10 protein-coding genes and 1 rRNA gene are annotated in these 12093 nt (G+C 69.4%); 9 read left to right on the plus strand and 2 right to left on the minus strand.

Annotated elements, in window-relative coordinates; all coding sequences use genetic code 11:
- Window positions 1-176 precede the first annotated feature (176 nt).
- The 3 genes from rrf to G447_RS0106360 all read left to right on the plus strand — a co-directional run bounded on the left by rrf (window position 177) and on the right by G447_RS0106360 (window position 2060).
- Window positions 177-293, plus strand: a 5S ribosomal RNA gene (gene rrf / locus G447_RS0106350).
- A 235-nt stretch (window positions 294-528) separates the two neighbouring features.
- On the plus strand, window positions 529-1827 hold the full coding sequence (locus G447_RS0106355) for a threonine/serine exporter family protein (RefSeq protein ID WP_026430455.1): 1299 nt from the start codon (window positions 529-531) through the stop codon (window positions 1825-1827).
- Entirely contained in the window at window positions 1824-2060 is a 237-nt protein-coding gene (locus G447_RS0106360; protein WP_026430456.1) for a hypothetical protein, read from the plus strand. Before G447_RS0106355 ends, G447_RS0106360 begins: the two co-directional genes overlap by 4 nt.
- A gap of 229 nt (window positions 2061-2289) precedes the next feature.
- Here G447_RS0106360 and G447_RS0106365 read toward each other — a convergent pair whose 3' ends face one another.
- Window positions 2290-3882, minus strand: a complete 1593-nt coding sequence (locus tag G447_RS0106365; protein WP_026430457.1) for an aspartate:alanine exchanger family transporter — start codon at window positions 3880-3882, stop codon at window positions 2290-2292.
- A 342-nt stretch (window positions 3883-4224) separates the two neighbouring features.
- Between G447_RS0106365 and G447_RS0106370 the strand changes: the two genes are divergently transcribed.
- The 5 genes from G447_RS0106370 to G447_RS0106390 all read left to right on the plus strand — a co-directional run bounded on the left by G447_RS0106370 (window position 4225) and on the right by G447_RS0106390 (window position 10259).
- On the plus strand, window positions 4225-6000 hold the full coding sequence (locus G447_RS0106370; protein ID WP_051226267.1) for an acetolactate synthase large subunit: 1776 nt from the start codon (window positions 4225-4227) through the stop codon (window positions 5998-6000).
- The gene (ilvN, locus tag G447_RS0106375; RefSeq protein WP_005868896.1) at window positions 6000-6512 is read left to right on the plus strand and encodes an acetolactate synthase small subunit; all 513 of its coding nucleotides are present in this window, start codon (window positions 6000-6002) and stop codon (window positions 6510-6512) included. Before G447_RS0106370 ends, ilvN begins: the two co-directional genes overlap by 1 nt.
- A gap of 2 nt (window positions 6513-6514) precedes the next feature.
- A complete protein-coding gene (gene ilvC, locus G447_RS0106380; protein WP_005868894.1) occupies window positions 6515-7540 on the plus strand; it encodes a ketol-acid reductoisomerase in 1026 nt (341 codons plus the stop codon).
- A gap of 235 nt (window positions 7541-7775) precedes the next feature.
- Window positions 7776-9089 (plus strand): glycosyltransferase, encoded by a 1314-nt coding sequence (locus G447_RS12040; RefSeq protein WP_081697874.1) that lies wholly within the window; start codon window positions 7776-7778, stop codon window positions 9087-9089.
- A gap of 117 nt (window positions 9090-9206) precedes the next feature.
- Window positions 9207-10259: a 3-isopropylmalate dehydrogenase gene (locus tag G447_RS0106390; protein WP_026430460.1), complete on the plus strand. Its 1053-nt coding sequence runs from the start codon at window positions 9207-9209 to the stop codon at window positions 10257-10259.
- Window positions 10260-10470: 211 nt separating this feature from the next.
- On the opposite strand, the gene G447_RS0106395 is transcribed toward G447_RS0106390, so the two are convergent.
- Window positions 10471-11511, minus strand: a complete 1041-nt coding sequence (locus G447_RS0106395; RefSeq protein WP_026430461.1) for a hypothetical protein — start codon at window positions 11509-11511, stop codon at window positions 10471-10473.
- Window positions 11512-11600: 89 nt separating this feature from the next.
- Between G447_RS0106395 and G447_RS0106400 the strand changes: the two genes are divergently transcribed.
- A complete protein-coding gene (locus tag G447_RS0106400) occupies window positions 11601-12086 on the plus strand; it encodes a ribosome maturation factor RimP (RefSeq protein WP_026430462.1) in 486 nt (161 codons plus the stop codon).
- The last annotated feature ends 7 nt before the right edge of the window (window positions 12087-12093 follow it).

The following is a 12093-nucleotide window of genomic DNA, read 5'->3' on the forward strand; positions in this document are numbered from 1 at the left end:
CACAAAAACAGGGAGGGCAGGGGCCAACACCGGGGGAAGGGATGCCGCAACCACTATACGAACCACGACCAACCCACCCCCCAACCCCCCCGAACCCGACAAGGGAGGGGGGCAGCGGCCCACAACAACAGGGGCGCAGCAACAGGGGAGGAGGGCGGGGGTCAGAATTAGAGACTTGTGGTGGTCACAGCACCGGGGAAACGCCCAGCAACATTCCGAACCTGGAAGCTAAGCCCGGCCGCGCCAATGGTACTGCACCCCAGGGGGTGTGGGAGAGTAGGAAACCGCCACAACACACCACAGTGGGGGGCCCGCACACCGTGCGAGCCCCCCACAAACACACCCGTACGCGAGGGGTGTACACCCCACAACACGCACACACAAACGAGGAACAACACACACGACCGAGACATTCGTCCGCCGTTCCCCAGTTCAATGTGTGGGATGCTTGTTCCTATGGCAGAAGCAGAACCAACCAAACCCCACCGCTCGTCGCCGGAGACGGCGGGCGACATCCTCAACCAGCGGATCGCCGCGCACGACAGGCTCGCCTCCCAATCCCAGATCGTCCTCCGACTAGGGCAGATGCTCCTCTCCTTCGGCGCCAGCGCGTACAGGGTGAAGAAGTCGATGGCAGATCTGGCCCGCGCAGTCGGTATCTCCGACCACAGGGCCCAGGTCACCTACACCGAGATCATCGCGACGGCCTACGCCAATGGCACCTTCCGCACTGAGTTGGCCGAGCAGCGGCTCATGGGGGTGAACGCCGACAAGATCGACAGGCTCAACAACTATGTGGCGTCCTTGCAGGGCAGGTCCGTGCGCGTCGAGGACGTATCCGACGAGCTCGACGCTGTCGCGCGTATCCCCGCGCTGTACGACTGGTTCAGTAACGCGCTCGCCTCGGGCCTGGCGTGCGCGGCCTTCGCCTTCCTCAACGGTGGGGGATGGGTGGAATGCTCCGCAGTCGCAGTCGCCTCGTTCTTCGGTCAAGCGCTGAGGCGCCAGATGCTGCACCGCCATATGAACCACTTCGGCGTGTGGATGGCGTGCGGCGCACTGGCGGCCCTCATCTACATCCTTCTCGTCGCCCCCGCCCAGCAGTTCCTCGGCGTCGAGGCCACCCACCAGGCGGGCTTTGTTTCCGCGCTGCTCTTCCTGGTCCCCGGATTCCCCCTGGTCACGGGCCTTATCGACCTGGTGCGCCAGGACTTCCAAGGGGGCATAGGCAGGCTCGTCTACGTCTCCATGCTGGTGGCGAGCGCTGGCGTGGCCGTGTGGTCCGTCTCGGCGGTCTTCGGTTGGTCGGTGGCCCCGCAGTACACGATCGAACTGGTTCCGTGGCTGCACTTCCTCCTGCGCTTCCTCACGAGCTTCGTCGCCGCCTATGGTTTCGCGATCCTGTTCAACTCCCCCCACCGCGTGTGCTTCGCAGCTGCGCTCATCGGCGCCCTCATCAACACAGGGCGGATCGCACTGGTGCTGCTGGCGGGCGTGCCCGTGCCGGCGGCCGTGGGACTCGCGGCCCTGGCAGCGGGCCTGCTGGCGGTTGCTGTGGCCAAACGGACGCGCTTCTCCCGGGTGACGCTCTCGGTGCCCGCCGTCGTCATCATGATCCCCGGGGTCCCCCTTTACAGGGCACTCACCAACCTCAACAACCAGCAGATCGATGAGGCGCTCAGCGCCTTGTTCACGGTGCTCTTCACCATTGTCGCCATCGGCATGGGCCTGGCGCTGTCGCGTATGCTCACCGATAAGAACTGGCTCATGGAGCGCCAGGAAATGGTTCCCAACCTTTGGGACTACGAAGAGGAAGAAGACGCATGAGATTCACCGTCGAGATGTCCGCCAAGCCACTCGGGTTCTTGTGCTCGTATGACACTACCGCCCAGGAGATCACTGCTGTGGGGCGCAATATCGTCATCACCGTTGCGGCCATAACCCTGAGCCAGATCGCTGTCGCCCTGGTTCTGCGGCGCGTTCGGGCGCGCGGGTCCCGCTGCGGGTGCGAGTCTGCCGAGGAGCGCTCTGGCAACAGCGGCGAGGGATGCGGGCACTGACCGCAGTCGTTGCGAGCCCGCGGCGCCCGGCGCGCCCGTGGGCATGCGGCAACACCCACTCCGGTTTGCGCGCGCCCGTGGGGCCGTATGAGCAGGACGACGGATATTAGGAGCGGGGCCGGTCTGGGGGGACCGGCCCCGCTCTGTGAGTGGAGAGGGGTGGTGTCGGAGGTTTCTCCACTCACCGCAGGACTCGCGGAGTCGGGTGTGCTCTCCGCGTGTCAGAGTCTCAAACGCCTCCGAGGATCTGAGCTACGACTATCTTACCAACCATCGCCACCGGATACACAAGAGCGTAACCGAGCGCGACGCGCGGGTCCGCGTTGGTCCTGCCGTTGGCGAAGGCGAGTACGGCGGGCTGTGTCTGGGCGCCGCCGAGCAAGCCCGCCAGCCTGGTTCCGCCCATGCGGAATACCCACCGCATCACCACGTAGAGGCCGACCGCCATGATGGAGGTCATCATCACGCCCAGCACGAAGATCCGGATCCACGCGCCGGACGTGAACGCCTCGAGGATCTGCCCCCCGGCGGTGGCACCGGCTTGTGCGAGGAAGATCAATAGGCCGAGCTCGGAAAGCACTTGGCAGGTCGTGAAGGGCAGTGCGGTGGCGATGGGGCCGATGCGCCCGATGCGCCCGAAGATCAATCCGACGATCAACGTCCCGGCAGCGGAGCCGATGGAGAAGTAATCGCCGCTGGGGGTCAGGATCGGCAACTCGCCGATGGCGATGCCCAGCGCCATGCCCAGACCGAAAGCGATCGGGTTGAGGTCCGTCAGGCCCCGGCTGGAATCGCCGAAGAACTTCGTGATGTCATTCATGCGCGAGGTAGGGGCGACGACGCGCACGCGGTCGCCTTGCTGCAGGACCAGTCCGGGCTCGGCGACCATATCGACGTCGCCGCGGCGCACCCGGGAGATCGTCGCGGAGAACTCCTTCGCCAGCCCCAGGGAGGCGACGGTCCGCCCGGCGATCCGGGGGTTGGAGATGGTCATGCGCCGGAAGTCCAAGTAGGAGCGGTCCTGCATGAGGGAGTGGGACGAGGCATGCCCGAGTTCGACCGCGGCGCGCGCCACGAGCTCGCGGGGCCCCACGACTGTCACGAGGTCGCCCGGGTCCAGGGTGTCGGACATGGAGGGGCGCGTGATCGGGCCGGTCTCCCCGCGGCGCAGGCGGGAGAAGGTGATCTTCTCGCCGAGCCTCTCGTAGATGTCGCCCACGAAGGGGTGGTCCTCGCGCTCGACGCGGATCGTGCGGTTCGACAGGGGGGAGGGGGCGTCCTTGTCGTTCTTCCCGTACGACAGGGCCGCCATGGAGGCGGCGAGCATCCCTATGACGCCGAAAAGGTAGGCGATGGAGTAGCCGACGGTCGCCATGGGCGCGTTGCCCGACGCGTCGCCCGCGGCCGCCAGGGCCGGGGTGTTGGTGAGCGCCCCCGCGAAGGTGCCCGCGATGAGGGGGACCTCCATGCCCAGGGCCTTGCCGACGTACAGGCCGCCGATCGCGGCGACCGCGTACAGCGCCACCATCGTGAGGATTGGTCCGATCGCGGTTTTGAGGTTGTGGAAGAAAGAAGCGCCCGAGTTGATCCCGATGGCGAAGGTGAACAGGGTCAGGCCGAGGGTGCCCAGCTGGGGCGTCACGCGAAGCTCGATCCCGTAGGACTGGGCCCACGCGGCGATGACGATGGCGAAGAAGAGCACGGCTGCGGCCCCCAGGCCGATCCCCCTGATCTTGACGTGCCCGAAGGCCATGCCGATCCCCACTAGGAGGAACAGGAAGAGCACGGGCTGTTTCGCCAGTATCTCGAATACGGTTTCCAAGGTAGAGAACTCCATCGTTGTCGAGGTTCGAAGACGCGGATCACTCGCTGTTGCGGACCCTACATATGCTAGCCGGGGGCCCGGCGCGGCGCTGGGCCTTTCGTCGAAGTGCGTCGGCGGCCGACAAGCGCCCGGGGTCCGTAGTATGAGACGGACGGGGAGGCGGTGGGCGCGGGGGCATACCGTTGGGGCGTGCTCAACATTGACGCGATCGAACTGTTCGCCCTGGTCCTTGTACCCGGGCGTGCGATTCCTGCCGCGTGACACATGGATGGATCGCACGCCTCGTCCCCCTCGCGCAAGCGCCGGGGATTTTTTCATAGGAACGATCAGATCAGCGACATGAGAGGACCAGCGGTGACGACCACTGCACAACCGATCCCGATGACTGGCGCCGAAGCCATCGTTGCAAGCCTTGAAGCCCTCGGCGTCACCGATGTCTTCGGAATGCCGGGCGGCGCGATCCTGCCGACCTACGACCCGCTCATGGGCTCGGCGCTCAACCACATCCTCGTCCGCCACGAACAAGGGGCGGGGCACGCCGCCGAGGGCTACGCCCTGGCGACCGGCCGGGTCGGGTGCGCCCTGGTGACATCCGGCCCCGGGGCGACGAACACCCTCACCGCCCTGGCGGACGCGCACATGGACTCCGTGCCCATCGTCGTGATCTCCGGCCAGGTCGGAGCCTCCCTGATCGGGACGGACGCCTTCCAGGAGGCGGACGTGGTCGGCGCGTCGATGCCGGTCACCAAGCACTCCTTCCTGGTGACCGACGCCTCGCAGATCCCCGCACGCATCGCCGAGGCCTTCCACCTGGCCGCCACGGGGCGCCCCGGCCCCGTCCTGGTGGACATCGCGAAGAGCGCCCAGGTGGCCCAGATGGAGTTCTCATGGCCCCCGGCCCTGGACCTGCCCGGGTACCGGGTCGCCGGAAAACCGAATATGAAGCAGGTGCGCGCCGCCGCCCGTGCCATCTGCGACGCGCAGGCCCCCGTCCTCTACGTCGGCGGAGGCGCCGTCCGCTCCGGCTCCAGCGCGGCCCTGGCGCGCCTCGTCGAGGCGTCCGGCGCCCCCGTGGTCACGACTCTCACCGCGCGCGGCGCCTTCCCCGACTCCGACCCCCACAACCTCGGGATGCCCGGCATGCACGGAACCGTCGCAGCCGTCGGCGCCCTGCAGCGCGCGGACCTCATCGTCGCGCTCGGCACGCGCTTCGACGACAGGGTGACGGGCAAGCTCGACGCCTTCGCGCCCCGGGCCCGCGTGGTCCACATCGACATCGACGCCGCCGAGATCTCGAAGAACCGCCACGCCGACATCCCCATCGTCGCCGATCTCGCCCAAGCGCTGCCGGTGCTCGCCGACGAGGTGTCGCGCGCCTCGTCGGAGGGGAAGTCGGATATCACCGGCTGGTGGCGCTACATCGACCGGCTCCGCAAGCGCTACCCGATCGGGTGGAGCGAGCCCGAGGACGGGCGCATCGCCCCCCAGCACGTGCTCACACGGCTGTCGGCCCTGGTCGGCCCAGAGGCGGTCTACGTCACCGGGGTGGGCCAGCACCAGATGTGGGCCGCGCAGTTCATCGCCTACGAGCGCCCCCGCTCCTTCCTGTCCTCCTCCGGCGCGGGCACCATGGGCTACTGCGTGCCCGCCGCGATGGGTGCCCAGGTGGGGGTCCCCGACAGGGCCGTGTGGGCGATCGACGGCGACGGCTCCTTCCAGATGACCAACCAGGAGCTGGCCACCTGCTCGATCAACAACATCCCGATCAAAGTCGCCCTCATCAACAACGGCGTCCTGGGCATGGTGCGGCAGTGGCAGTCCCTGTTCTACGGGAAGCGCTATTCCAACACGACGCTCAACCCCGCCGACGGCGACCAGATCCCCAACTTCGAGATGCTCGCCACCGCCTACGGAATGGCGGCGCGCACCGTGCGCAGTGCCGACGAGGTCGATGAGGCCATCGAGTGGGCGATGGGCATCAACGACCGTCCCGTCCTCATCGACTTCCGCGTGTCCCCGGACGCGATGGTGTGGCCGATGGTGGCCGCCGGGGTGTCCAACGACGAGATCCGCTACGCCAAGGGCATGGCCCCGAACTGGGAGGTCGAAGACTGATGGCCAACAGGCACACCCTCGCCGTGCTGGTGGAGAACAAGCCCGGCGTCCTCACCCGCGTCGCCGCGCTCTTCGCCCGCCGCGCGTTCAACATCAAATCACTGGCCGTGGGGGAGACGGAGCACCCCGAGATCTCCCGCATGACGATCATCGTGGACGCCGACGAGGCGCCCCTGGAGCAGGTCGTCAAGCAGCTCAACAAGCTGGTCAACGTCCTCAAAGTCGTCGAGATGGAGCCCGAGGAGAGCGTCGAGAGGCGCCTGCTGCTCATGAAAGTGGCCGCGGGCGCCGCCACGCGCACGGGCGTGCTGCAGATCGTGGAGCTCTTCCGCGCCCACGTGGTCGACGTCCAGCACGACTCGGTGGTCATCGAGTCAGTCGGGTCGCTGTCGAAACTTGAAGCGCTGCTGGCGGCACTGGAGCCCTTCGGCGTTTCTGAACTCGTCCAGTCGGGCGCCGTGGCGATCGGCCGCGGGTCGCGTTCGATCACGGATCAACTGAAGGAGAAATAACAATGGCAGAAGTCATCTACGACGACGGAGCGGACCTGGGCCTCATCGCGTCGAAGAAGGTCGCCGTCATCGGATACGGATCGCAGGGCCATGCCCACGCGCTCAACCTCAAGGACTCCGGCGTTGACGTCATCGTCGGTCTGCGCCCCGGCTCGTCGTCGTGGGAGAAGGCCGAGGCCGCGGGCCTGGAAGTGGCCGACATCCCCGAGGCGACCGCCGCCGCCGACGTGGTCATGATCCTCACCCCCGACCAGGTGCAGCGCTTCGTGTACGCCGAGCAGATCGCCCCCAACCTCAAGGAGGGCGCTGCGCTGTTCTTCTCCCACGGCTTCAACATCCGCTACGGGTACATCGATCCGGGCAAGGGGCACGACGTGTGCATGGTGGCCCCCAAGGGCCCGGGCCACACCGTGCGCCGCCAGTACCTGGACGGCCGCGGCGTCCCCGCCATCGTCGCCGTCGAGCAGGACGCCTCCGGCGAGGCGTGGGCGCTGGCGCTGTCCTACGCCAAGGGCATCGGCGCGACCCGCGCTGGCGTCATCAAGACGACCTTCACCGAGGAGACCGAGACGGACCTCTTCGGCGAGCAGGCGGTCCTGTGCGGCGGCGTCTCCCACCTCATCCAGTACGGCTTCGAAACGTTGGTCGAGGCCGGCTACCAGCCCGAGATCGCCTACTTCGAGGTCTGCCACGAGATGAAACTCATCGTTGACCTCATCAACGAGGGCGGCATCACCAAGCAGCGCTGGTCGTGCTCCGACACGGCCGAGTACGGCGACTACGTCTCCGGCCCCCGCGTCATCGGCCCCGACGTGAAAGAGGCCATGAAGGGCGTCCTGGCCGATATCCAGGACGGCACTTTCGCGAAGCGCTTCATCGCCGACCAGGACAACGGCGGCCTCGAGTTCAAGGCGCTGCGCGCCGAGGAGGAGTCCCACCCGATCGAGAGGACCGGCCGCGAGCTGCGCGCCAAGTTCGGCTGGTCGCAGGTGGACGCCGACTACACCGAGGGCTCCGCGGCCCGCTGAGGCGTCTTTGCCCGAGCGCACCAGCCCCCGCCTCGTCCTATGCGGCGACGAGGCGGGGGCTGGCTTCGAGAGGCGGAAGGTGTTCCCGTGCGATGGGGCAGCAGGGCGCGCTGGCTCTGGGCGCCGCAACGCATTCGTGCCAGGAGCATAGGCGCGCGTGGCGGGCAGCAGGGCGCCTCCTCCGCCCGCGTGCGGAGTGCTCCCCTTCGAGGACGGATCGTGCGACACTTGGGGGATGGGAGACACCAGAGTGGGTGAGGGGCCGCCAGCGCCGGCGCGCCGCCTGAAAATCCTCTTCGTCATCAACAACCTCTACACGTCGGGCAATGGGCTCTCCGCCTCGGCAAGGCGCACGATCGCCGCGCTGCGCGGCGCCGGGCACGATGTGCGTGTGCTCAGCTCCGGGAGCGCCGACGAGTGCCGGAAGGCGGGTTTCCCCGCCCCCGACTACCCGCTCCCGGCGGCCCGCGTGCCCCTGGTCCACGGGATCATCCGCTCCCAGGGGTACGCCTTCGCCAGGGCAGAGCGCGAGGCGGTCCGCGCGGGCGTCCGGTGGGCGGACGTCGTGCACTTGGAGGAGCCCTTCGAATTGCAGGCCCGGGCCGCGGCCGCCGCACGGGCCGCCGGGACCCCCTGCCTGGGGACCTACCACATCCACCCCGAGAACCTCACGGCGACTATCGGGCTCGCCGGCTTGCGCCCCCTCAACGAGGCGGTCCTGGCCTCGTGGGTCCGACGCGTCTACCGCCACTGCGCCGTCGTGCAGTGCCCGTCGGAGAACGTCCGGGAGCGCCTCGCCCCGCTCCACATGGGCGCCCGCCTGGTCACCATATCGAATGGCGTTCCGGCGCCCGCCCCTGCCGTGTCCGCGGCGCGGACGGCAGCGGACGCGGATACGGGCGCTCCGCCCACTGGCGCGGGCGCCGCGGAGCCCGCGGAAGGAGCCCCTCCCGTCGGCATGGCCCCTCCTGCGGACGGGACCGCGCGCCCGGGCGCTGGCGGAAACCGCTACCGGGTGCTCGTCGTGGGAAGGCTCTCACGCGAGAAGGACCAGGGCACCGTCCTGCGGGCGATGCGGCACAGCGCCAACGCCCACCGCATCGACCTGGTCTTCGCGGGACGCGGGCCCATGGGCGCGCGCCTACGGCGGGACGCAGCGCGCCTCGTGAGGAACGGGGTGCTCACCCGGTCCCCGGAGTTCGCCTTCTTCGACGCCGATGGTTTGACGGCCCAGGCCCGTGCGGCGGACCTCTACGTCCACTCCGCCACTATCGAGGTCGAGGGCCTGTCGTGCCTGGAGGTCCTGCGCCACGGGGTCGTCCCGGTGATCGCCCGCTCGCCGCACTCGGCGACGGCGCAATTCGCCAGGGATCCCCATAGCCTCTACCGGGCCGGGGACGCGCGCGGGCTCGCCCGCGCCATCGACTACTGGCTGGACGACGACGCCCGCCGCCGGGCCAGCGCCTCCCGGTACAGGGGCATCGGCGCCCAGTACGACATCCGCCGTTGCGTGGGGGCTCTCATCGACGAGTACGCCGCCATCGCCTAGGGCGGCTCTCCGAAAGGCGCGGGCGTCGGCGGTCCCCGGGCACGAGTGCGGGCGCACGGCTTCCCAATGCGCGGACGCCATCCGCCCGCAGCCGGGCGGGGACGGGAAGATAACACCATGACAACGCTGAACATCGCAGTGATCCCCGGCGACGGCATCGGCCAGGAAGTCGTGCCCGAGGCGCTCAAGGCGCTCACACGGGCGCTGGAGGGGACGGGCGTGGACATCACCACCACCCACTTCGACCTGGGGGCCAGGCGCTGGCACCGCACCGGGGAGACGCTCACGCAGGCCGACCTCGCCCAGATCAAGGCCCACGACGCCATCCTGCTCGGGGCGGTCGGGGACCCCTCCGTTCCCTCCGGGGTCCTGGAGCGGGGCCTGCTGCTCGGGCTCCGCTTCGCGTTGGACCACTACGTCAACCTGCGCCCCTCGAAGTACTACGCCGGGGTCCCCACGCCCCTGGCGGACCCCGGCGATATCGACTTCGTCGTCGTGAGGGAGGGCACCGAGGGCCTCTACGCGGGTAACGGAGGGGCGCTCCGCGTCGGAACGCCCCACGAGATCGCCACGGAGGTCTCGGTCAACACCGCCCACGGGGTTGAAAGAGTGGTCCGCTACGCCTTCGCCCTGGCCCGGAAGCGCCGCAAGCGCCTCACCCTGGTCCACAAGCACAATGTCCTGGTCAACGCAGGCCACCTGTGGCGGCGCATCGTGGAGTCCGTCGGCCGCGAGTACCCCGACGTGGAAACCGGCTACTGCCACATCGACGCCGCGACGATCCACATGGTGACCGACCCCGGGCGCTTCGACGTCATCGTCACCGACAACCTCTTCGGGGACATCCTCACGGACGAGGCGGGCGCCGTCACTGGCGGCATCGGCCTGTCCGCCTCGGGCAACCTCAACCCCAGCGGCGAGTTCCCGTCGATGTTCGAGCCCGTCCATGGCTCCGCGCCCGATATCGCCGGTCAGGGGAAAGCGGACCCGACGGCGGCCATCGCCTCGGTGGCGCTCATGCTGGATTTCCTGGGGCACGGCGAGCCTGCCCGGCGCGTCGAGGCGGCGATCACCCACGACATGGCGGCGCGGGCCGGGGCGAGGCGCGCGGGGGAGCCGCTGGCGCGCACAACGGCGCAGATCGGCGACGCGATCACCGCCCTCATCTGAGGGGACTGCCGACGCCGCACAGCCAAGTGCAGCGGATCCCGGGGCATCGTCGGGGCGTCCTTGTGCCCGCGCAGACGGTGGGGAACTGGGCGGACTTGGGTGAGGCGCCCGAAGGGGGTCCTGTGCCCGCGTGGACGGCGGCGCAGAACCGGGCGCCCCCAACTGCGGGGGCGGGGCCCGGCACCGTCGCAGCTCCGCCCGCCGGGCGCTGTCACTGGACCCCGATGACCGCCCCGAAAGCGGCCACCGACCCCCAGCGGGCGATGTCGGTGAGCGCCGTGTTGACCCCCACGGCCCGCACGGAGGCTGAGTCGGAGGCCAGCAGGGACACGTCTGCGGCCACTAGGTCCACCGCCAGGTCGGCGGGCGAGGACGAGGGCAGGGAGCAGCGCACCGTCCGCGCGTCGGCGACGCCGGCCGATAGTGCCTGGTCGGTCCGCACCATCAGCTCCTCGGCGCGCTCGTCGGCATCGGCCAGCGGCTCGCCCGAGACGCGGTTGCGCGGCAGCGTCTGGGCGACGCAGTCCCACGACGCGACTGCGGCGGACAGCACTGGTGACGCGGCCATGCCCTGGTCCGCCCGGCCGAACGGCAGGGCGGGCAGTGGGGAGGTGTGGAAGTCCTGTACCCCCCACGTCTGCACCCCCGCCTCGCTGAGGCCGTTGAGCCGCTGGTTGGCCGAATCCGCCCGTGCGGCCCCGGTGGTCACCGAGATCCCGTAGGCGGAGGCCAGGGACTGGGCGCTGCGGTAGCGCCCCAGGGCGACTGCCGCCAGGGTGCGCGCGTCGTCGCCCGACTCCGTGGTCGTCGGATCCGCGGCGGCCGCCAGGTCGCGCTCGGCGGTGGCCGCCAACCACGCCACGAAGCCCTCGACGTCCACTGGGGCGTCGGAGACGGACGCGGGCTCCTCGGCGCCCTCGGGGGGCTGCCCTCCCCACGGATCCCACAGCCCGCCCAGCGCCGCGAGCCTGGTGGCCGACTCGTCGGCCAACGAGCCCAGTGCCTGCTGGCAGGAGGTGCACGTCACGGCGACCGTGGACAGAGCCCGGGCGCGCAGCTCCGCCGCCGCCTCGGTGCGGGCCGACAAATCCCGGACCTGGGCGAACCCGGACAGCTGCGGCAGGGACGAGGAGGAGCATCCGGACACGACGGCGGCCACGACGGCGCACGCCGCGCCCGCTCGGGCGAGCGCTCCGCGCCTCGGTGCTGGGACGGGCGTGGAGCGGGTGGCTTCGGAAATCAAAACAGGCACGGTGGAATCATCCCACACCCCGGGTAGGATATAGACCCAAGTCGGCGCGCCGGTCTCGGCGCGTCCCACACAGTGGAAAGCGGGGAGCAATGGCACATCCAGCACGAGACGCGCGACTCGAGGAACTCCTGGGACCGGTCGTCGCGAGCGAGGACCTGGAACTCGACGCGGTCGTGCGCACCCACTCCGGGGGCACCCCCTTGGTGCGGGTCACGGTCGACACTCCGCTGGTCGAGGGCGCCGGGGAGCAGGCGAGAGTGGACTCGGACACCCTCGCCGTGGTCTCGCGCGCAGTGTCGGCCGCCCTCGACCGGGCGGACCCCATCGACGGCGAGTACCTGTTGGAGGTGTCCACCCCCGGTGCTGAGCGCGAGCTCACCGAGCCCCGCCACTGGAAACGCCAGGTAGGCCTGCCCGTGCGGGTCAAGCTCCGTGACGGCGGACACGTGAGTGGCCGTGTCCGCGGTGCGGACGACGTGTCGGCCACACTGGAAACCGAAGGGGGAACGACTACCATCGAGTACGCAAACATGAAGAAGGCGCGGGCCCGCGTCGAACTCGGTTCAAAGGATTGAGGCGGAC

This window comes from Schaalia georgiae DSM 6843 (assembly GCF_000429245.1).
Lineage (GTDB): Bacteria > Actinomycetota > Actinomycetes > Actinomycetales > Actinomycetaceae > Pauljensenia > Pauljensenia georgiae.

Coding starts and splice junctions, on each gene's coding strand:
- G447_RS0106370 (WP_051226267.1), top strand. CDS start 4,225: ATGAGAGGACCAGCGGTGACGACCACTGCACAACCGATCCCGATGACT.
- G447_RS0106360 (WP_026430456.1), top strand. CDS start 1,824: ATGAGATTCACCGTCGAGATGTCCGCCAAGCCACTCGGGTTCTTGTGC.
- ilvN (WP_005868896.1), top strand. CDS start 6,000: ATGGCCAACAGGCACACCCTCGCCGTGCTGGTGGAGAACAAGCCCGGC.
- G447_RS12040 (WP_081697874.1), top strand. CDS start 7,776: ATGGGAGACACCAGAGTGGGTGAGGGGCCGCCAGCGCCGGCGCGCCGC.
- G447_RS0106400 (WP_026430462.1), top strand. CDS start 11,601: ATGGCACATCCAGCACGAGACGCGCGACTCGAGGAACTCCTGGGACCG.
- ilvC (WP_005868894.1), top strand. CDS start 6,515: ATGGCAGAAGTCATCTACGACGACGGAGCGGACCTGGGCCTCATCGCG.
- G447_RS0106390 (WP_026430460.1), top strand. CDS start 9,207: ATGACAACGCTGAACATCGCAGTGATCCCCGGCGACGGCATCGGCCAG.